This is a genomic window from Faecalimonas canis, from assembly GCF_054601575.1.
Genome location: NZ_BAAHSI010000028.1, coordinates 1 through 20,513, shown reverse-complemented (window position 1 = coordinate 20,513; position 20,513 = coordinate 1). Strand labels below are relative to the sequence as shown.

The following is a 20,513-nucleotide window of genomic DNA, read 5'->3' as shown; positions in this document are numbered from 1 at the left end:
AATACGTGACCGAGATAAAATAATAAACGATAATGTATATTTTAAGGGAGGCATGAGGTATGAAAAGAAAAGTAGTAGCACTGCTCACTGCCTTAAGTCTGATTGGCGGACTTGTCAGCCCGTATTGTCTTGTGAAGACGCAGGCAGCGCCGGAAGTCAATATGGAAAGGGAGAGTGTGCAGAGTACGGACCGTAATGTTATTAATTTCAATACGGATTGGCATTACAAAAAAGGAGATGTAGCGGGGGGAGAAAAGGTTGATTTTGCCGATGATAAATGGGTATATGTGAATCTTCCGCACACAACAACATTTTATACGGCAGAGAATAAGGATGCTTATCTTGGAATTAGTTGGTATCGGAAAGATTTTCAGGTGGATAACAATTTAAAGGGAAAAAGATTGATGCTCACATTTGAAGCAGCCATGCAAAAAGCAGAGGTGTATATTAACGGGCAGAAAGTGACAACCCATGCGGGCGGTTATATTCCATTTGTGATTGATATTACGGACAAGGTAAATTATGGGGAAAAAAATACAATCGCAGTAAAAATTGACAGCCGTCCGGACAGAAATGTTGCACCGGGAAAAGATAAACCGGATTTCCAGTATTTCGGAGGAATTTATGGTAATTCCTATATTACCGTTACAGATGAGTTACACATTACGGATGCAGTGGAAGCAAATGAAACAGCAGGAGGAGGTGTGTTTATCACCGCACCTGAGGTTGCCAAAGACAGAGCAACGGTTAAAGTGAAAACTCATGTAGAAAATGAGGGAAAAGAAAGCAAAGAAACAACACTTCTTACGGAAATCGTGGGTGAGAGCGGAGAAGTAGTTGCATCACAAGAGGATAAAGTTTCTATTGCCGGTGGCGAAAAGAAATATTTTAATCAATCTTTACAGGTGACAAATCCAAGATTATGGTCACCGGACACACCGGAATTATATACGGTACGTTCTACAGTTAAAGCGGATGGTGTTGTAAAAGACGTTGTGGAAACAACATATGGTATCCGAAAAGTAGAGTGGAGAAGAGATGGCCTTTATATCAATGATAAAAAGACAGAAACAGAAGGTGCAAATCTCCATGCGGAAACATATATGCTTGGAAATGCTATTCCGGACAATGCCATTTATGAGGAAGTAAAACGTTTTAAAGAAAATGGATTTGATATTGTGAGAATGTCCCATTATCCTCATCGTCAGGCATATTATGATGCTTGCGATAAATATGGAGTTATGATTGTAGAGTGTGCATCAGGTTGGCAGTATTTCAGTAATTCTCAGGCGTTTAAAGAAAGTACTTACAAAGAATTGAAGACAGACATCAGACATAAAAGAAATCATCCGTCTATCGTTGCTTGGGAATCAAGTTTGAATGAGAGCAGTTACAATAGAGAATGGGCAACGGAGATGAACCGTATTGTAAAAGAAGAGTATCCAAAAGACAAGGCGTCATATGGTTACACGGCAGGTTGCTATCAGTGGGATGTGTGGGACATCGGACTTTCTACCCCGCAGGCAGGTATTTTTGGTACTGGAAATGAAGGTGCGGAAAATCCAAAATATAAAGACAAACCGATGATTATCGCTGAATACGGTGACTGGACATATGGTGGTTCAAGCTCTACAACCCGTGTAACAAGAGAAGATAAAAACGATGCCGGAAAAAAAGGCGGAGATGAAGGAATGCTAATTCAGTCGGATAACGCTCAGGAAAGCGTACAGACAATTCGTTCACGCGGGAAAAACTGGTTGGGTGCATCTATGTACTGGGATTATGCAGATTATGCAGGTTTTGATGCAGGTATGCTGACATATTGCGGAGTTGTGGATGTGCACAGAATTCCAAAACATAGCGCATATTTTTATCAGAGTCAAAAAGATGCAAGTATAGATATGAGTGAGTACGGAATAAAAACCGGACCAATGGTATATGTTGCAAATACTTGGGATTCAAAAGCGAAAAAGGAAGTTCGTATTTTCAGTAACTGTGATACTGTAGAGTTATTTTTAAATGGAAAGAGCCTGGGAGAAAAAGGACACGACAAAACAATTTGGGGTCCTCACGGAGATGTAGATCCAAGTAAACATCCTTCAGCAAATTCAGGAAAAGAAATCAGTGCAGATGCAATAAGAAATGCACCGATTACATTTGATTTAGAAAAATATGAAAAAGGCGAATTAAAAGCGATTGGAAAAATCAAAGGGAAAGAGGTAGCGGAATATGTAAGAAAATCTCCTGAAACGGCATCGCAGATTAAACTTCGTCCGGAAAGTAACGCAAAAGTTGCATTGGACGGAAGTAGTGCGAAACTGGTTTGGGTTGATATTACAGATGAAAATGGTACAGTTGTACCGAGTGCTTACACGGATGTAAAACTGGAAGTGGAAGGACCGGGACTTGTGGTTGGTCCGAAAACAATTACAACAAAAGGCGGACAACTGGCTGTATGGGTGAGAAGTAAACGTGGCGAAGGCAACATTACATTAAAAGCATCAGCAGATGGATTAAAGACTGCGGAAGTTACCATTCCTACAAGTAAAGTAGAAGGTTTGCCTGCAGCAGCGGAAGGTTCAGATGCAGATGAATACGAGTATAACAAAACACAGGAAGAAACACAGGAAAGCAACATTTTCTTAAATAAATCTTCCAGAGCAAGTACGGAAAATACGGCAAATAATAAAAATGAAGTCAAAGAAAACGGAAATGACGGAAACGATAATACAAAATGGTGTGCAAACAGCGGTTCGTATCCTCAGTGGTGGGAAGTTGATTTAGGAGCATCATATAATTTAGATACAATGAAATTGTCGTTTGAAACAGCAGGAAGTGCTTATCATTATACAATAGCCGTTTCAGAAAATCCGATGACAGATGAAACTTACGAAAAACATATTGTGGTGGACAATAGCAAGGGAAGTGCAGATACAGAACTGGCATTTGAAAAAGGAAAAGTGAAGGGACGTTATGTGCGTGTGACATTTACGGAGGCAACTAACAGAGAATGGGCAGTATTGCGAGATGTTTCGGGAACAGGAGAAACAGATAATATCGCACTGGGCAAGCCGGTAAAAGCAAGTACCGTAAATACAGGTCAAGGTGGCAAAGTGGAAAAGGCAGAGTATGCCGTTGATGGAAAGAAAGACACATGGTGGTGTGCAAAAGGTGGAGCAAACACAAAAAATCACTGGATACAGGTAGACTTAAAGAATACTTACAAACTTTCAGAAGTAAAACTGACATTTGAAAAAGCGGATGCTGCTTATAAATTTGTCGTACAGGGTTCAACAGACGGAGAACACTATGCAGATATGAAAGATTTTAGAAACGGAGAAGGATGCGGAAAAGAAGTTACAATTTCTTCCGATGAGTATGTAAGATACTTGAGAATACAGGACATTACAACAAGAGATATGGCAAATCAATGGCCGGCAGTATGTGAAATCGAAGCATACGGAGAAAAAGTAGATTACACACTTTCCAGCGTGTCAAGGGAAAAAGAAGCATTTGCATCTTCATGCAAAGAAGGCGCAGAAGCAGGACACGGAAGTAATGGTGTTCCGGGCTGGTATTGGTACCCGGCAACAATGGGAGATGAATGGTGGTATATTGATACAAAAGGAATTTACGACATTGATAATGTACAGATGACATGGAATGCTGAAGAAACACATAAATATTTCATCGACATTTCAACAGATGGAAAGAATTGGACAACGATTGCAGACAGAAGTAAAGAAGGAACAAATGCAATCAGACCGTACGAATCTGTAAAAGAAACTGCACGTTATATCCGAGTTCGTCTTCCGAAAGAAAGAACAAGTGAGCAGGGATTTGGTTTATTTGATGCGTATGCACCTGTTCCGACAGGACGTCAGGTGGCAGAAGTAAAAGCGGTTGACAAGGTAACCGCTTTCGTAGGAACAGAATTTGCGCAGTTACAGTTGCCAAAAGAAGTGGATGTAGTACTGGAAGACGGTATTAAAACTACGCTTCCGGTGAAATGGAACGAGGCAGACTACAACAAAATAAAAGAAGGAGAGGTAATCGTTAGAGGAACTCTTGAAGAAATTTCCGGAGTAAAATTGACAGATGACAAGAAAAATGCGACAGTTGTTGTTGAACTTCAGAAAAATACAGAAATTCCGGTTATCACATCTCAGCCAAAATCTCAGACGGTAGAGGTTGGAGAAAATGTTGTGTTTACAGTAGAGGCAGAGGTAAATGACGGTGGCAACCTTACATATCAATGGCAGGTAAAAGACGGTGCGGATTGGCAAAATATTGAGGGAGCGACAAATCCGACTTATACAAAAGAAAATGTATCGTTAAAAGAAAACGGAATGAAATTCAGATGTCTTGTTGTAAATACAAAAGAAGGCATGGAAACAAAACAGGCTATTACAGAGGAAGCGGTATTGACGGTAACGGAAAAACCAATTCAGGTAAATGAAATCGTTTCCGTAGAAACTATTTCTGATAAAGAAGTGGAATTTGGAACAACTGTATTAGAATTGGAACTTCCACAGACGGTAAAAGTACAGTTAGATAATCAGGAAGAAAGAACACTTTCTGTACAGTGGGATACATCTTCATATAATGGAAATGTGGCCAATACATACAGACTTTCAGGAAAAATAGTTTTAATTGACGGCATAGCAAATACAAATGGTTTGAAAGCGGTTGTCGAAGTAACAGTAAAAGAAGAACCTACAAAACCTGAGGTGGACAAAGAGGCGTTAAAAGACGTTATTACACAGGCAAAAGATAAGGCTGCATCAGGGAAATATACAAATGAATCCGTATCTGCTTTAAACGATGTACTTGCAAAAGCATGGGAAGTTGTAGAAGATAAGGATGCTACTGAGGAAGAAGTAAAACAGGCAATCCAAAGTGTAGAAGAGGCAATGAAGCAACTTAAGGAGAAAGAAACCGACGGAAACGACAATGAGGATAACGGCAATGAAGGTGAAGACCAAAACGGCAGTTCTCATGAAAATAACGGCGGAAACAATGATGGAAGTGGCAGTGACAATAATGGTTCGGGAAATATAAATGACGGACAAAATAGTCATGGTAATGGAACGGAAGTGCCGAAAACTTCTGACGATTTCCATATTCTTCTTTGGTTAGCGGGAATGCTTGGAGCAGTTAAAGTAATCAGTGGAAGAAGAAAATAAATATATAGTTTATAAAAAACAGGGAGATTGTCGTGAGGCAATCTCCCTGTAATATGCTGTTATACTTAATCCGATAACGGAAAGTGGGTATCTGCATGGAATGAATAATCTCATTCTTTGTTTAAATATATTATGGCATATGATATTTGAAATCATACGTCACTTTTTGTATGATTAATCGGCTGTTTTATATCGGATAAGCCGAGAATATAGTCCGCGCTGACATGATAATACTTGCATAGTGCGATAATATGACGAACAGGCATCTCATTAGCACCTCTCTCATAACGAGCATACATAGTCTGCGATGTGCCAAGATAATCGGCAACTTCCTGTTGCGATTTATCATGGTCTTCTCTTAAATTTCTTATTCGTGATATATAAGTATGGGTTAGATTTTCTGCTTTCATTTGCTAAGCATATCATAGTAAAGAAGTTTACTATTGACTTTAGTAAATATCTTTACTAATATATTGTTATAAAATAATAAAATAGTTTTAAAAGGAAAGGGAGAGAAGAGATGTCTAAGAAAGTAATTAGAAATTGTATGTTGGTTATGGCAGTGTGTTTTCTGATACTTGGAGGGGTCTTCAAGTCTACAGCAAAAAAACAGCAGGGAGTAGGAGCAACGACGGGAATAATGATTAATGGGAAATTTCAATCCACATCATCAGGAAGGATTGGTGCGAATCAGGAGAAATATGAAATATTTAATACAGGAGGAACTGTATTTTATGTTCTTGCAGGGATAACAGGTGTTATCGGAGTGGTGCTGCTTATTGGGGATAGAAAAAAATCAAAATAAAGAAAGGCACTGTTTTAGAAAAATTTATTCAGTAGGGAAATGATTTTTTTATTTCCATGGAAGATAAAGTCATAGTCAGTGACAGAGAACAGATGATAGAAACATTTAAAAGATAATAAAAGTAATCACAAGGGAACTTAGGGTGAAAACCTTAAAGTTCCCTTTCTTCATTAATTGAAATAACCTTAAAATTGTGATAAAATTGAAAGGATTAAAAGGTATCTTCGGATAATACAAGATAAAAAGAAAATAATGATATACAGATGGAGGTTTTAAGAATATGGAACAGTATAAGAGAGAATTTATTGATTTTATGGTAGAGAGCAAAGTACTTAAATTTGGAGAATTTACATTAAAGAGCGGAAGAAAATCCCCATTCTTTATGAATGCAGGCGGATATGTGACAGGTTCACAGTTGAAAAGACTTGGAGAATACTATGCAAAAGCAATTCACGATAAATACGGAGATGATTTTGATGTTTTATTTGGACCGGCATACAAAGGTATTCCACTTGGAGTTGTAACGGCAATCGCATACAGCGAATTATACGGAAAAGAAGTACGTTATTGTTCAGACAGAAAAGAAGAGAAAGATCACGGCGCAGATAAAGGAAGTTTTCTTGGAAGTAAACTTCAGGACGGTGACCGTGTCATTATGATTGAGGACGTAACAACATCAGGAAAATCAATGGAGGAAACAGTACCGAAAGTAAAAGGTGCGGCAGATGTGGAAATCGTTGGGCTTATCGTTTCACTTGACCGTATGGAAGTTGGAAAAGGCGGAGAAAAATGTGCTTTGGAAGAAGTAAAAGACTTATATGGATTTAAGACAAATGCAATTGTTACAATGGCTGAAGTTGTAGAACATTTGTATAATAGAGAGTGTAATGGAGAAATTGTTATTGATGATACAATAAAAGCAGCGATTGACGCATACTATGAACAGTATGGTGCGAAATAAGTGAAAGGAAGTTGAGAATGGAAAAGTTATATAAAACAATAGGAACTGTCGGAGCGGGCAACATTGCACTTGGAATTATTATGATTGTAACAGGAGTTGTTGCAGGAGTACTTACTATCGTAGGCGGCGGAAGACTTTTGGCAGGAAGAAAGAAAATAATGTTTTAGAGAAGGAATACGGGATTGAAAGCGAAAAATAAAAAACGCATCAAAATGTTTGGGAAAGTATTCTTTATACTATATATCATATTCATTTTTTATTTTCTTCTATTTTCGGACTGGTACGGGCGAGGACAGGAATTGAAAGTATATCACTACAACCTTGTTCTTTTTAAAGAAATTAAAAGATTTTGGAATTACAGAGAGCAACTGGGTGTTATGGCGGTGATGAGCAATTTGCTTGGAAACGTATTAATTTTTGTTCCTTTCGGATTTTTTATGCCGATAGGGAGTAGATTCAGAAGTTTTCTTGCAACTGCATTTTATGGGTTCGGAATCAGTTTATGCGTAGAACTTTTTCAACTTGTGATAAAAGTAGGAAGTTTTGACGTGGATGATTTGTTGCTAAATACAGTCGGAAGTGTTCTGGGTTATATGCTATTTATACTATGTGATAGAATAAGGAGAAAATTTAGTGCGAAAAGATAGAGAAAAAGACAGAAAAAATGACAGAACGAAAGAAAGGAACAGAGAGCGGGACAGAAAAAGGGATAAGAAAAAACGTGGAAATCGAAAATACGGACAGGCAAAATTAAAGCATTCCAAGAAAGGAATTATATCTTGTGTGATTGCGGGGGCAGTTGCAGTAGTTATTCTTTCGTCAGTTGTGATTACCTATTTGTATAAGGGAAAGGCGGCAGGATATATAGGAGGCCTTGGTGTGAGTGCCTTGCTTTTTGCAGGAGCCGGAATTATGCAGGGAATTCGTGGACTTAAAGAACGTGACAAAGATTATCTTACCTGCAAAGTAGGAATAGGATTAAATATATTCTTTTTAGTAAGCTTATTGATATTCTTTTTAGGAGGTTTTTTATAGAATGGAAGAACAGATTCAGGAACGTTACACACTTTCGATAGAAAGAATAAGAAAAATCGAAACAGAGAAAACAGTGGGAGAGAAGTTTCAGGACTTTTTCGTAAAAGTTGCCGGATTTCTTTTAGAAATTGACAGGGTAAATCAACTGTTGAAAAATGATGAGTGGAAAACTTTGTCATTTGAAGAAATGCAGAGAGAAAATAGAAAATTGTATGAGGACATTTTACCTGAAAATTATGCGAAAAGTTATGCAAATCCGGACTATGCGGTAGAAATGCTTGGTGAGGAGTATGGAAAGATACTCAGTTTCTTATATACGGAAATGCGTGGGGAAATAGCCTATGTCTTTGAGAGAAAACAATTATATCTGACAATATGCAATGAATTATTTATTGAGATGTACAACTGTTTTGAAGGGGAAGAACCTTCTTATGAATCGTTAAAAGAGATTGTTTACTGGTATGCAAGTGATTATGCGGACGTATTTATGGCAGACAGAATTGTGGATCAGATTGACTGGGAGAAGGATTTCGCAACACGCATTATTATGGAGAGTGATTTGGAAGACCTGCGTTATCTTTACTCATATGGGGAATATGTTTCCGAAAACGAGAGAAGAACAGCAGAGCATATGAATGAACTTTCAGAAGAAATTATTTGCAAAATGGCTGACACATATACGGAAGGATACCGTATGTGCTTTGTAAACGGAAGAAAAGATTTATCGAAGAAAGGTTCGGTAAATGTACGTTATACATTAGGATTTGAGAGAGTTGTCAGAAAAGCCATTGAAAACTTTGAGAAAATGGGATTAAAGCCTGTTATTTTCCGTGCAGGCGTCAGCGTTCTGACAAAACGTAAACATTTTAAAACAGGATATTATGGGGCAATCGCAAACAAACAGTATGAGTATGACCACGGTGCAGATGCGGGACTATTTTTAGATAAAAAATTTGTGGAACGCAAATTGGACGTATTAAAAAACACATACGAGAAGCATAAAGAACTGGCGGGAAAAATGGCGGGACCGGCAGTTATGGAGGTATTTGGAGAAGCGCCGTTTGCGCCGGAAAGCAAGAAGAATGCTGTTCATTTAACGGAAAAACAAGAACAGTTGGAACTTTTATATGACAACAAATCAGGTCAGATTACAAATGAATACATCAAAGGCGAAGAAAGAGGATTTACGATTATTGCTTATCCGGTACCGGAGATTGCAGATAATTATGAAGAAATTTTTGATGAAGTTGTCCGTATTAATACGTTGGATGCAAGTCTTTATGAGAAAGTACAGCAGACAATTATTGATGCGCTTGATAAAGGCGAATATGTTCATATTCTCGGAAAAGGTGAAAATAAAACAGATTTAAAAGTACAGTTACACAAATTAGAAAATCCTGAGAAAGAAACAATTTTTGAAAACTGTGTGGCGGATGCCAATATTCCGGTAGGAGAAGTATTCACCTCTCCTGTACTAGAGGGAACAGAAGGAACTTTATATGTAAGTAAAGTTTATTTAAACGAACTTCAGTACAGAGATTTGGAAATTCAATTTAAAGACGGAAAAATTCAGGATTACACTTGCAGTAATTTTGCAGAGGAGGAAGAAAATAAAAAATATATTCATACAAATATTTTGTTTAACCACGAAACACTTCCTCTCGGTGAATTTGCTATCGGCACAAATACAACGGCGTATGTTGTGGCTAAAAGATATGGAATTGAAGATAAAATGCCTATTTTGATTGCGGAAAAAATGGGACCGCATTTTGCAGTTGGAGATACATGCTACAGTTGGAGCGAGGATAACAGAATTTACAATCAAAATGGAAAAGAAATCGTAGCAAAAGATAATTCGGTTTCCATTTTAAGAAAAGAAGATGTAAGCAAAGCATATTTCCAGTGTCATACAGATATTACAATTCCATATGAGGAGTTGGAAGAAATTTCTGTTGTGAAACCGGACGGAGAGAAAATCGTGATTTTAAAAGACACAAGATTTGTTCTCGAAGGAACGGAAATGTTGAACGAACCGTTGGCTGAACTGAATTAATTGTTATAAGTATTTATAATCAGTAATTCGGCGTTCATGTGTTGACATCTCGTAAGGGTATAAGTAAAATAACTTATAAATAGAAAAGATTTATTTGTAAAACTTATAAATAATGTAATACAGAGAAGGGAAGAAAACTATGGCAAAAGTAGGAATTGTGATGGGCAGCGACTCAGATATGAAAGTAATGAGTAAAGCAGCCGATATGTTAGAAAAACTTGGCGTAGATTATGAAATGACTATTATTTCAGCACATCGTGAACCGGATGTATTTTATGACTATGCGAAATCAGCGGAAGAAAAAGGCTTTAAAGTAATTATCGCAGGTGCGGGAATGGCTGCACACTTGCCGGGAATGTGTGCTGCAATCTTTCCAATGCCTGTTATTGGGATTCCAATGTCAAGCAAAAACTTAGACGGTGTAGACGCGCTGTACTCTATCGTACAGATGCCGCCGGGAATTCCTGTTGCTACAGTAGCAATTGACGGTGGAGCAAACGCTGCTATTTTAGCTGCAAAAATTCTTGCTGCATCAGATGCAGAGTTATTAGAAAGATTAAAAGCCTATACACAGGAAATGAAAGAAACTGTACAGGCGAAAGCAGAAAAACTTGAAAAATTAGGACATAAAGAATACTTAAAACAAATGTAAAACACAGTTACGAATGAGATGAAGATAAGTGGAGGTATAATATGGATTACAAGAATGCAGGCGTTGATATTGAAGCAGGTTATAAATCAGTAGAACTGATGAAGGAACACGTAAAGAAAACAATGCGTCCGGGAGTACTCGGAGGTCTTGGAGGATTTTCAGGAGCATTTTCTTTAGAGAAAATTAAAGAAATGGAAGAACCTGTACTGTTATCTGGTACAGATGGATGCGGAACAAAAGTGAAACTTGCAATGATTTTAGATAAACATGATACAATCGGAATTGACGCAGTAGCAATGTGTGTAAATGATATTGCCTGTGCAGGCGGAGAACCGTTATTCTTCCTTGATTATATTGCCTGCGGAAAAAATGAACCGGAAAAAATTGCGACAATCGTAAGTGGTGTGGCAGAAGGATGTCTTCAGTCAGGAGCGGCTTTAATCGGTGGCGAAACAGCAGAACATCCGGGACTTATGCCGGAAGAAGATTATGATCTTGCCGGATTTGCAGTAGGTGTATGTGACAAAAAAGAAATGATTACAGGTCAGGAATTAAAAGCCGGAGATGTACTTATTGGTATGGCATCATCAGGAGTTCACAGTAACGGATTTTCATTAGTTCGTAAAGTGTTTGAAATGAGCGAAGAATCATTAAATACATATTATGACAGATTGGGCTGCACACTTGGAGAAGCATTGTTAGCTCCAACAAAAATTTATGTGAAAGCACTTAAATCTATTAAAGATGCAGGTGTACGTGTGAAAGCCTGTAGCCATATTACAGGTGGCGGTTTCTACGAAAATATTCCTCGTATGTTAAAAGAGGGAACACACGCAGTAGTGAAAAAAGACAGTTATCCTATGTTGCCAATTTTCCCAATGTTAGCAGAACATGGAGATATTGCGGAAGAAATGATGTACAATACATTTAACATGGGACTTGGTATGATTGTGGCAGTAGATGAAAAAGATGTAGAAAGTACATTGGAGGCAATCAAGGCAGCAGGAGAAGAAGGATATGTAGTCGGACATATTGAAGCCGGCGATAAAGGAGTAACTTTATGCTAAAAGTAGTTGTATTAGTTTCGGGCGGAGGAACAAATCTGCAGGCAATTATAGATGCAGTCGAGGCGAAGACAATTACAAATACGGAGATTATCGGAGTAATCAGCAATAACAAAAATGCATATGCTTTAGAGAGAGCAAAGCAACACGGTATTTTTGCAAAATGTATTTCTCCAAAGGACTATGATACAAGGGAAGCATTTAATGATGCTTTCCTTGAAGAACTTAACGGGTTAAATCCGGATTTGATTGTTCTTGCAGGTTTTCTTGTTGTTATACCGAAAGAAATGATAAAACAGTACGAAAATAGGATTATTAATATTCACCCATCCTTAATTCCTGCTTTTTGCGGAAAAGGATATTACGGTTTGAAGGTGCATGAAAAAGCATTGGAACGAGGGGTAAAAGTTGTCGGGGCAACAGTGCATTTTGTGGATGAGGGAACGGACACAGGACCAATTATTTTGCAGAAAGCGGTATCGGTTCAGCAGGGTGATACACCTGAAATCCTTCAGCGCAGGGTAATGGAAGAAGCGGAATGGAAAATTCTTCCTGAGGCAATACATTTAATTGCAAATGGAAAAATAAAAGTAGAAAATGGACAGGTTCAAATTGAATCATAAGGAGGATACGATGAAAGTATTAATCGTTGGTAGCGGTGGAAGAGAACACGCAATTGCGTGGAGCGTGGCAAAAAGCGATAAAGTAGACAAAATTTACTGTGCACCGGGAAATGCAGGCATTGCGGAATATGCAGAATGTGTAAATATCGGGGCAATGGAATTTGATAAATTGGTGCAATTTGCAAAAGAAAAAGAAATTGACTTGACTGTAATCGGTATGGATGACCCTCTTGTAGCCGGAGTTGTTGATGCCTTTGAAGCAGAAGGACTTCGTGTATTCGGACCAAATAAAGTGGCTGCCATTTTGGAAGGTTCAAAAGCATTTTCAAAAGATTTAATGAAAAAATATAACATTCCGACAGCGGCATATGAAAATTTTGATAATCCGGAAGATGCACTTGCTTATTTAGAAACAGCAAAATTTCCAATTGTATTAAAAGCAGACGGGCTTGCACTTGGAAAAGGTGTTTTGATTTGTAATACATTAGAGGAAGCAAAAGACGGTGTAAAATCCATTATGATGGATAAAAAATTCGGAACTGCCGGAAACACAATGGTTATAGAAGAATTTATGACAGGGCGTGAAGTTTCCGTACTCTCGTTTGTAGACGGAAAAACAATCAAAACAATGACATCTGCACAGGACCACAAACGTGCAAAAGACGGAGATGAAGGTCTTAACACAGGCGGAATGGGAACATTTTCACCAAGTCCTTTCTATACAAAAGAGGTAGAAGAATTTTGTGAAAAATATGTATATCAGGCAACTGTAGATGCCATGAGAGAAGAAGGAAGAGAATTTAAAGGAATTATCTTCTTCGGATTAATGCTTACGGAGGATGGACCAAAAGTATTGGAATACAATGCAAGATTTGGAGATCCAGAAACACAAGTTGTATTGCCAAGAATGAAAACAGACATTATTGATGTATTTGAGGCTTGTATTGACGGAACACTGGATACGATTGAATTGGAATTTGAAGACAATGCGGCAGTTTGTGTTGTGTTGGCATCAGAAGGATACCCATTGTCATATGAAAAAGGATTTGAAATCACAGGTTTAGAAGAATTCAAAAAACATGACGGTTACTATTGTTTCCATGCCGGAACAAAATGGCAAGATGGTAAAATCGTAACAAACGGTGGACGTGTGCTTGGTGTAACTGCGAAAGGTGCGGATTTAAAAGAGGCGAGAGCCAACGCATATAAAGCAACTGAGTGGGTACAGTTTGCGAATAAATATAAGAGAAACGATATCGGAAAAGCGATCGACGAGGTGTAGATTTTCGCAATTGGGGACGTAGTAAAATTAGAAAATACTACGTCCCCAATTGCGTTTTAGTGTGTCCCTTTTTTAAATTTGACCATAAAAATGGCTGTTTTTTACATTGGGGACAGGGGGAACTAAGAAAAGGGACAGGGCAAAGTACAATCGGGGACGTAGTGAAATGTAAAAACACTACGTCCCCGATTGTTAATCATCCCACCGTTTCCGCATGCTCATTTCCTTAATGTACCTATTTCTCCACACAGTGAGTACAACCCAAAACATGCCGTAGATTACACACAAAAACGCATTTGGTATGTGTAATGAAACAAAAGAAAGCAGTTTAGTAATGCCGTATGAAATAATTACAGTGACGGCAAGGAACATAAAATAAACAGAAAATGTTTTCACGATTTTTTGATTTAGTTTTGGTGTAAAAAATCCGCTTCTATGTCTATCACCGGTGATAAATCTCAAATAAATGAACCATATTCCGATGAGAATAATATGCCCAAGGAAACTGGCAAGCGTGATTTCTTTCCAAAGTATTCCGCAGACAAAGTACATAAGAGTAAAACCAATACAAAGATTTCCCATCATATCTCTAAAGTCGAATAGGAGATAGTCTTTTAAATATTTTTTCGGGCAATTTTGTAAAATATCCTCCGTCACCGTCTGCATATTTTCGCCGAAAAATTCTTTTAGATTACTTCCTTCTAACTCTTTCTGGGAGGCGATTCCGATTAATTCTTTATAGCAAAGTTCAAAGTCATAAGGATTAATGTCGGAAAGTTTTGCATATTCCCGCCATTTTTGGAGTGCATCCTGACTTTGTACGGATAGACAGGATGCCCTTAGTACGTTTTCTTTTTTTAATAATTTTAATTCGTTTGTCATTTTTCTTCCCCTTTTTCATCGGAAAAAACAAAATCAACTAATTGTGTAACCTCTTGCCATGCTAAAACAAATTCAGCGAGATATTCCCTTCCAAAATCTGTAATTTGATAATATTTTCGAGCAGGTCCTCTTTCGGAAACGCGAAAACTAGAGGAAATATATCCGTTTTTTTCTAGGCGGAGAAGTAAAGGATATATTGTTCCTTCTTTTACGGAGTGGAAACCTTTTCTTTGCAGTGTAGTAACGATTTCATATCCATAAGTATCCTTTGTGTTTATAATTTGTAATACGCATCCTTCTTGTAAACCTTTTAGTAATTGTGACTTGTCGTACATTTTAACACCTACTTTATATAACATAATACTTTGCATAACATAGTAATTTGTTTATCTTTGTTATATCATATAGAAATAGAAAAGTCAATAGGGATAAATGATTGACAAGAGAGTACCTGTGTTATAATATGAATATAACAGAAAATACATAAAGAGAAAGGGTGAGTGTATGCTGATTGAAATTGATTTTAACAGTGATGAGGCGATTTATTTACAATTGCGTAATAGAATTATTATGGGAATTGCAACAGCAGAAATTCAGGAAGGTGATAGCCTCCCATCTGTCAGACAACTTGCCGAAAATATAGGGATAAATATGCACACGGTAAATAAAGCGTATTCTGTTTTGAAGCAGGAGGGGTTTATCCAACTGGACAGAAGGAAGGGCGCCGTTATTTCATTAGATGTGAATAAAATGCAGGCACTGGAAGATATGAAAAATCAACTTCGCATAATTTTAGCAAAGGGACGATGTAAAAATATTACGAAGGACGAAGTGCATGAACTTGTGGAGGAGATTTTTAAAGAATATTGCTAATTATTATAGAAAGAATAGGAGAATGCAATGCAGGGTTATTATACAAAACAGGCAGAAGAGGTATTGAAGACTGCAAAAACATTGGCGAAGAAGATGGGCAACAGGTATGTGGGGACGGAACATTTGCTTGTGGCGCTGAGAAAAGTATATCGCGGAGTAGCAGGGCAGGTTTTGGCTCAGAATGGGGTGAAAGAGGAAGATTTGATTAAGGTTGTCAATGAACTTGTTTCGCCGATTGGAGAGAAACAGGAAGTGGTGAAACCTGAGGAAAGTCCAAGATTGAGTTATATTTTAGAGAATAGCAAGGCACAGGCAATGCGTCTGCACGCAAGAGAAATCGGAACAGAACATATGCTTTTGGCGATTTTGGAAGATACGGAGTGTGTTGGAGCAAGAATTTTAGCCACATTAAATATACAACCACAGAAAATTATAGAAGACATTTTGCAGGCGGTTGGAGCAGAACCGGAAGAGTATAAATTGTTTCAAGGAGGCGAGAAAAGTCAGACCGGTATTTTGGAACAATATAGTACGGATTTGACCCGTCAGGCAATGGAAGGAAAATTAGATACGGTCATTGGGCGTGAAGAAGAAATCGCTAGAATTATGCAGATTTTAAGCAGGCGTACGAAAAATAACCCATGTTTGATTGGAGAAACCGGCGTGGGTAAAACTGCGATTGTGGAGGGGCTAGCCCTTCGTATTGCAAATGGAATCGTTCCGGATGCAATGAAAAATAAGAAAATTTTAACTCTTGATTTGGCGGGAATGGTTGCCGGCTCAAAATATAGAGGTGAGTTTGAGGACAGAATGAAAAAATTGATTCAGGAAGTGAAGGCAGTAGGAAATGTCATTCTGTTTTTGGATGAAGTTCATACAATCATTGGAGCAGGCGGTGCGGAAGGAGCGATTGATGCTTCAAATATGTTGAAACCGTCACTGGCACGAGGAGAAATTCAGTTGATTGGTGCGACAACCATTGCTGAATATCGTAAATATATTGAAAAAGATGCAGCATTAGAAAGGCGTTTCCAACCTATCATGGTAGAAGAGCCGACAAAAGAACAATGTATGGCAATTTTGGAGGGGATTAAATCAAAATACGAATCGCATCATGAGGTCTATATTGAAAATGAGGCTCTTGAGGCGACGGTGGAATTATCGAAGCGTTATGTAACAGATAGAAATCTTCCGGATAAAGCGATTGATATTTTGGATGAGGCGTGTTCAAAAGTCAGTCTTGCGGGATTTAAAGTGCCGGAACATATTCACGAACTGGAAGAAACGTTGGAAAATCTTGCGAAAGAAAAAGAAGATGCAATAAGAAATGGTCAGATGCAGGAGGCATCTCTTTTAAATCATGAACAGGGAGCCGTAAGAGAAAAACTGGAAAATGCAAGAAAACGTTTCCAGCGTGCAAATAAGAAAAAACAGATTTGTGTCACTGAGTCGGCTGTTGCAGAAGTAGTTTCTGCGTGGACGAAAATTCCGGTACAGAAATTGGCGGAAAGTGAAACGGCACGTTTACTAAAATTGGATAAGATACTTCACAAGCGAGTTGTCGGACAGGAAGAAGCGGTTACAGCAGTGACAAAAGCAGTAAAAAGAGGAAGAGTGGGATTAAAAGATCCAAACCGTCCAATTGGTTCGTTTCTGTTTTTAGGACCTACCGGAGTAGGAAAAACAGAATTATCAAAAGCGTTGGCAGAGGCGTTATTCGGAAATGAGGATGCGCTCATCCGTGTAGATATGTCTGAATACATGGAAAAACATAGTGTTTCCAAGATGATCGGATCACCGCCGGGGTATGTGGGACATGATGACGGAGGACAACTGAGTGAAAAAGTCCGCCGTAATCCATACTCTGTCATTCTGTTTGATGAAATTGAAAAAGCACATCCTGATGTGTTCAATATTTTATTACAAGTACTTGATGACGGACATATTACAGATTCGCAGGGAAGAAAAGTGGATTTCAAAAATACGGTGATTATCATGACATCGAATGCGGGGGCGAAAGCGATTGTAGAACCGAAAAAACTTGGATTTATCACTAATGAAGATGCGGACAGTGATTACAAAAAAATGAAATCCAATGTAATGGACGAAGTGAAACAATTGTTTAAACCTGAATTTTTAAATAGAATAGATGAGATTATTGTATTCCATGCTTTGACTAAGGAACAAATGAAAAAAATTGTCAATTTGATGTGCAAAGAACTTACGGAACGAGTAAGAAAGCAGTTAAATATTAAATTGATTATACGCGATTCCGTGAAAAAAGAAATTGTAGAACAGGGAACAGATTTAAAATATGGTGCAAGACCGCTCAGAAGAGCAATGCAAAATATATTAGAAGATAAAATGGCAGATGCAATTTTGGATGGGGAAATTAAATCCGGCACACAGGTAGAAGTAGGAATGGCGAAAAAAGAAATAAAATTTATAGTGAAACCGGATAAAGAACTGGTAAAAGAATAGAAGTTATTATATAATAGAGGAACAACAAAAGAATACCATAGGAGGATTTACAAAATGGCTGCGGTGAAAGAACTATTGCGTGTAGAAGAAGACGGAACACTTAGTTTTGGAGATTACACACTGGATAAGAAGACAAAACTGGAAGATTTTGAGTTTCAGGGAGATTTATATAAAGTTAAGACATTTGCAGAGATTACAAAATTAGAGAGAAACGGAATGTTTCTATATGAATCTGTGCCGGGAACAGCAGTAGAACATTTGAAAGTGACAGAAGATACAGTGTCTTTCAATGTTTCGGGAAAACAGGACGTACAGTTTACGTTAGAACTAGAGGCAGATACAGAATATACAGTGTATATGGATGACACAAATGTTGGAAGAATGACAACAAATTTAAGTGGGAAATTAAGCATCAGTACAGAACTTACTGAAAACATACCGGTAGAAATCAAGGTAGTAAGAGCATAACAAGAAATTATAAAGAAGAGTTGCAAGACGATTTGTGGCTCTTCTTTCTTATATAGAAAGGAACAGACATGGCAAAAGGAAAGAAAAGTGTGTTTTTCTGTCAAAATTGTGGGCATGAGGAGAAAAAATGGCTCGGTCAATGTCCGATGTGTAAAGAATGGAATACATTTGTAGAGGAAACAATTTCAGAGGGTGTGCGTTTTTCAAAAACAGTCAGCCGTGCGGATGTTGTTACATTATCCAGCGTGAAAACAGATTCAGAAGAGAGGACGCAAACAGGGATAGCAGAATTGGACAGGGTGCTTGGTGGCGGAATTGTACAAGGATCACTTATTTTGGTTGGTGGTGATCCGGGAATTGGTAAATCAACTCTTCTTCTTCAAGTTTGTCAAAAACTTTCCGGAAAAAAACATCAGGTTCTCTATATTTCAGGGGAAGAATCTCTCAAACAGATTAAATTACGGGCGATGCGAATGGGAGAATTTACAGATGAACTTTCGCTTTTATGTGAAACAAATCTCAATATAATACGCGGCGTGATTGAAAGGTGTAAGCCGGAAATAGTTATCATTGATTCTATACAGACAATGTACAGTGAAGACGTCACATCAGCTCCGGGGAGTGTTTCGCAGGTACGAGAGTCTACAAATGTTTTGATGCAGTTGTCAAAAGGTTTAAATATTTCTATTTTTATTGTGGGCCATGTAACGAAAGAAGGAACAGTTGCAGGTCCTCGAGTGCTGGAGCATATGGTGGATACGGTGCTATATTTTGAAGGAGATAGACACGCATCTTATCGTATTTTGCGTGGGGTGAAAAATCGTTTTGGTTCAACAAACGAAATCGGTGTGTTTGAAATGCGACAATCCGGTTTGCAGGAAGTGAAAAATCCTTCGGAATTTATGTTAAACGGAAAACCAGAGGGAGCGTCGGGTTCAGTTGTTGCTTGTTCTATGGAAGGAACACGTCCGATTCTTTTGGAAATCCAAGCTCTTGTCTGTCAGAGCGGCTTCGGTATGCCAAGGAGAACGGCGGCGGGGACGGATTATAACAGAGTAAATCTGCTTATGGCAGTTTTAGAAAAGAGAATGGGGCTTCCGTTATTTAATTATGATGCTTATGTAAATATAGCCGGTGGAATTAAAATGAATGAACCTGCCATTGATTTGGGAATTATATTGGCAATTGTATCAAGTTATAAGAATAAACCTATCGGTGATAAAGTGATTGCTTTTGGAGAAGTAGGTCTAAGCGGGGAAGTTCGTGCAGTCAGTATGCCTGAGCAGAGAGTGTCTGAAGCAAAAAAACTTGGTTTTCAAACGTGCATAGTTCCGGCAGTATCCCTAGAGTCTGTAAATAATATCAAAGGTATAGAAATTGTCGGTGTGAAAAATATAAATGAAGCAGTTCAATTTATTTAAGTAGGGAAATATTTAATTATGGGGATGTCTTTGCGGTCATGTACTTGAAGTGGCTGCAAAGATATTTGTTGTAATGTAATTCTCATTTAGAGTAACTACGGTATCTGTTTTTTGTAAGACTGAAAAAAATAAAAAAAATGAAAAAAGATGTTGACATATGCAGGAAGGGATGATATTATAGACAAGCACTCGAGAAACGGGCAGACAAGTCAAAAACAAATTTCAAAAAAATGAAAAAAGTTGTTGACAAAGAAGAATGGATATGATATTCTAATATGGCTGTCGCAAGAGAGCGAAAGAAAAACAGAACATTGATAATTAAACAATAGACAACGAACCTGAAAATTTCTAAGAGAAATAAACAGAACGAATCAGAGAGATCTGACGAACCAAACAGTAAAAGGGATAGAATTGCTAGTAGTGATTCTTGAACGGGAAAACACTTTTAACGAGAGTTTGATCCTGGCTCAGGATGAACGCTGGCGGCGTGCTTAACACATGCAAGTCGAACGAAGCACCTTGCTTTGAATCTTCGGAGGAAGAGCATAGTGACTGAGTGGCGGACGGGTGAGTAACGCGTGGGTAACCTGCCTCATACAGGGGGATAACAGTTAGAAATGACTGCTAATACCGCATAAGCATACAGCACCGCATGGTGCAGTGTGAAAAACTCCGGTGGTATGAGATGGACCCGCGTCTGATTAGGTAGTTGGTGGGGTAACGGCCT

18 protein-coding genes and 1 rRNA gene are annotated in these 20,513 nt (G+C 38.1%); 16 read left to right on the top strand and 3 right to left on the bottom strand.

Features of this window, described 5'->3' with window-relative positions; translation table 11 throughout:
• Positions 1-59 precede the first annotated feature (59 nt).
• Positions 60-5,186 (top strand): galactose-binding domain-containing protein, encoded by a 5,127-nt coding sequence (locus ACYPXO_RS08250; RefSeq protein WP_459640110.1) that lies wholly within the window; start codon positions 60-62, stop codon positions 5,184-5,186.
• A 152-nt stretch (positions 5,187-5,338) separates the two neighbouring features.
• On the opposite strand, the gene ACYPXO_RS08245 is transcribed toward ACYPXO_RS08250, so the two are convergent.
• Positions 5,339-5,596 carry a helix-turn-helix domain-containing protein gene (locus ACYPXO_RS08245; RefSeq protein ID WP_459640109.1) on the bottom strand — a complete coding sequence of 86 codons (258 nt, stop codon included), beginning with the start codon at positions 5,594-5,596 and terminating at the stop codon, positions 5,339-5,341.
• Positions 5,597-5,706: 110 nt separating this feature from the next.
• On the opposite strand from ACYPXO_RS08245, the gene ACYPXO_RS08240 reads away from it, so the two are divergent.
• From ACYPXO_RS08240 to purD, 10 genes are all read left to right on the top strand, one after another.
• Complete coding sequence (locus ACYPXO_RS08240; protein WP_459640108.1) at positions 5,707-5,991, top strand: hypothetical protein; 285 nt, start codon at positions 5,707-5,709, stop codon at positions 5,989-5,991.
• A gap of 280 nt (positions 5,992-6,271) precedes the next feature.
• Positions 6,272-6,952 (top strand): orotate phosphoribosyltransferase, encoded by a 681-nt coding sequence (gene pyrE, locus ACYPXO_RS08235; RefSeq protein ID WP_459640107.1) that lies wholly within the window; start codon positions 6,272-6,274, stop codon positions 6,950-6,952.
• A gap of 17 nt (positions 6,953-6,969) precedes the next feature.
• Entirely contained in the window at positions 6,970-7,119 is a 150-nt protein-coding gene (locus ACYPXO_RS08230) for a hypothetical protein (protein ID WP_459640106.1), read from the top strand.
• A gap of 15 nt (positions 7,120-7,134) precedes the next feature.
• Positions 7,135-7,599 (top strand): VanZ family protein, encoded by a 465-nt coding sequence (locus ACYPXO_RS08225; RefSeq protein WP_459640105.1) that lies wholly within the window; start codon positions 7,135-7,137, stop codon positions 7,597-7,599.
• Positions 7,586-7,987, top strand: coding sequence for a DUF6142 family protein (locus ACYPXO_RS08220; RefSeq protein ID WP_459640104.1), 402 nt, complete (start codon positions 7,586-7,588; stop codon positions 7,985-7,987). Before ACYPXO_RS08225 ends, ACYPXO_RS08220 begins: the two co-directional genes overlap by 14 nt.
• A 1-nt stretch (position 7,988) precedes the next feature.
• Positions 7,989-10,040 carry an aminopeptidase gene (locus ACYPXO_RS08215; protein ID WP_459640103.1) on the top strand — a complete coding sequence of 684 codons (2,052 nt, stop codon included), beginning with the start codon at positions 7,989-7,991 and terminating at the stop codon, positions 10,038-10,040.
• Between the two features lie 139 nt (positions 10,041-10,179).
• On the top strand, positions 10,180-10,692 hold the full coding sequence (gene purE, locus ACYPXO_RS08210) for a 5-(carboxyamino)imidazole ribonucleotide mutase (RefSeq protein WP_459640102.1): 513 nt from the start codon (positions 10,180-10,182) through the stop codon (positions 10,690-10,692).
• Positions 10,693-10,733: 41 nt separating this feature from the next.
• Positions 10,734-11,759 (top strand): phosphoribosylformylglycinamidine cyclo-ligase, encoded by a 1,026-nt coding sequence (purM, locus tag ACYPXO_RS08205; RefSeq protein WP_459640101.1) that lies wholly within the window; start codon positions 10,734-10,736, stop codon positions 11,757-11,759.
• Positions 11,753-12,379 (top strand): phosphoribosylglycinamide formyltransferase, encoded by a 627-nt coding sequence (gene purN / locus ACYPXO_RS08200; RefSeq protein ID WP_459640100.1) that lies wholly within the window; start codon positions 11,753-11,755, stop codon positions 12,377-12,379. Before purM ends, purN begins: the two co-directional genes overlap by 7 nt.
• Before the next feature lie 10 nt (positions 12,380-12,389).
• On the top strand, positions 12,390-13,661 hold the full coding sequence (purD, locus tag ACYPXO_RS08195; protein WP_459640099.1) for a phosphoribosylamine--glycine ligase: 1,272 nt from the start codon (positions 12,390-12,392) through the stop codon (positions 13,659-13,661).
• 192 nt (positions 13,662-13,853) lie between these two features.
• On the opposite strand, the gene ACYPXO_RS08190 is transcribed toward purD, so the two are convergent.
• Both ACYPXO_RS08190 and ACYPXO_RS08185 read right to left on the bottom strand, forming a co-directional pair.
• Positions 13,854-14,543: a hypothetical protein gene (locus ACYPXO_RS08190; protein ID WP_459640098.1), complete on the bottom strand. Its 690-nt coding sequence runs from the start codon at positions 14,541-14,543 to the stop codon at positions 13,854-13,856.
• Positions 14,540-14,878, bottom strand: a complete 339-nt coding sequence (locus tag ACYPXO_RS08185; protein ID WP_459640097.1) for a PadR family transcriptional regulator — start codon at positions 14,876-14,878, stop codon at positions 14,540-14,542. The genes ACYPXO_RS08190 and ACYPXO_RS08185 overlap by 4 nt, the downstream gene beginning before the upstream one ends.
• Before the next feature lie 169 nt (positions 14,879-15,047).
• Here ACYPXO_RS08185 and ACYPXO_RS08180 point away from each other — a divergent pair, with 169 nt between their 5' ends.
• From ACYPXO_RS08180 to ACYPXO_RS08160, 5 genes are all read left to right on the top strand, one after another.
• Complete coding sequence (locus ACYPXO_RS08180) at positions 15,048-15,416, top strand: GntR family transcriptional regulator (protein ID WP_459640096.1); 369 nt, start codon at positions 15,048-15,050, stop codon at positions 15,414-15,416.
• A 27-nt stretch (positions 15,417-15,443) separates the two neighbouring features.
• Positions 15,444-17,897, top strand: a complete 2,454-nt coding sequence (locus tag ACYPXO_RS08175; protein WP_459640095.1) for an ATP-dependent Clp protease ATP-binding subunit — start codon at positions 15,444-15,446, stop codon at positions 17,895-17,897.
• Between the two features lie 54 nt (positions 17,898-17,951).
• Entirely contained in the window at positions 17,952-18,365 is a 414-nt protein-coding gene (locus ACYPXO_RS08170; RefSeq protein WP_459640094.1) for an endosialidase, read from the top strand.
• 68 nt (positions 18,366-18,433) lie between these two features.
• A complete protein-coding gene (radA, locus tag ACYPXO_RS08165) occupies positions 18,434-19,786 on the top strand; it encodes a DNA repair protein RadA (protein WP_459640093.1) in 1,353 nt (450 codons plus the stop codon).
• 444 nt (positions 19,787-20,230) lie between these two features.
• Positions 20,231-20,513 (top strand): 16S ribosomal RNA (locus tag ACYPXO_RS08160); the annotation flags it as partial.

What these genes read in the sequence shown, in the direction of transcription:
- ACYPXO_RS08250 (WP_459640110.1), top strand. Translation starts at nt 60, where the DNA reads ATGAAAAGAAAAGTAGTAGCACTGCTCACTGCCTTAAGTCTGATTGGC.
- ACYPXO_RS08245 (WP_459640109.1), bottom strand. Translation starts at nt 5,596, where the DNA reads ATGAAAGCAGAAAATCTAACCCATACTTATATATCACGAATAAGAAAT.
- ACYPXO_RS08240 (WP_459640108.1), top strand. Translation starts at nt 5,707, where the DNA reads ATGTCTAAGAAAGTAATTAGAAATTGTATGTTGGTTATGGCAGTGTGT.
- pyrE (WP_459640107.1), top strand. Translation starts at nt 6,272, where the DNA reads ATGGAACAGTATAAGAGAGAATTTATTGATTTTATGGTAGAGAGCAAA.
- ACYPXO_RS08230 (WP_459640106.1), top strand. Translation starts at nt 6,970, where the DNA reads ATGGAAAAGTTATATAAAACAATAGGAACTGTCGGAGCGGGCAACATT.
- ACYPXO_RS08215 (WP_459640103.1), top strand. Translation starts at nt 7,989, where the DNA reads ATGGAAGAACAGATTCAGGAACGTTACACACTTTCGATAGAAAGAATA.
- purE (WP_459640102.1), top strand. Translation starts at nt 10,180, where the DNA reads ATGGCAAAAGTAGGAATTGTGATGGGCAGCGACTCAGATATGAAAGTA.
- purM (WP_459640101.1), top strand. Translation starts at nt 10,734, where the DNA reads ATGGATTACAAGAATGCAGGCGTTGATATTGAAGCAGGTTATAAATCA.
- purN (WP_459640100.1), top strand. Translation starts at nt 11,753, where the DNA reads ATGCTAAAAGTAGTTGTATTAGTTTCGGGCGGAGGAACAAATCTGCAG.
- purD (WP_459640099.1), top strand. Translation starts at nt 12,390, where the DNA reads ATGAAAGTATTAATCGTTGGTAGCGGTGGAAGAGAACACGCAATTGCG.
- ACYPXO_RS08190 (WP_459640098.1), bottom strand. Translation starts at nt 14,543, where the DNA reads ATGACAAACGAATTAAAATTATTAAAAAAAGAAAACGTACTAAGGGCA.
- ACYPXO_RS08185 (WP_459640097.1), bottom strand. Translation starts at nt 14,878, where the DNA reads ATGTACGACAAGTCACAATTACTAAAAGGTTTACAAGAAGGATGCGTA.
- ACYPXO_RS08180 (WP_459640096.1), top strand. Translation starts at nt 15,048, where the DNA reads ATGCTGATTGAAATTGATTTTAACAGTGATGAGGCGATTTATTTACAA.
- ACYPXO_RS08175 (WP_459640095.1), top strand. Translation starts at nt 15,444, where the DNA reads ATGCAGGGTTATTATACAAAACAGGCAGAAGAGGTATTGAAGACTGCA.
- ACYPXO_RS08170 (WP_459640094.1), top strand. Translation starts at nt 17,952, where the DNA reads ATGGCTGCGGTGAAAGAACTATTGCGTGTAGAAGAAGACGGAACACTT.
- radA (WP_459640093.1), top strand. Translation starts at nt 18,434, where the DNA reads ATGGCAAAAGGAAAGAAAAGTGTGTTTTTCTGTCAAAATTGTGGGCAT.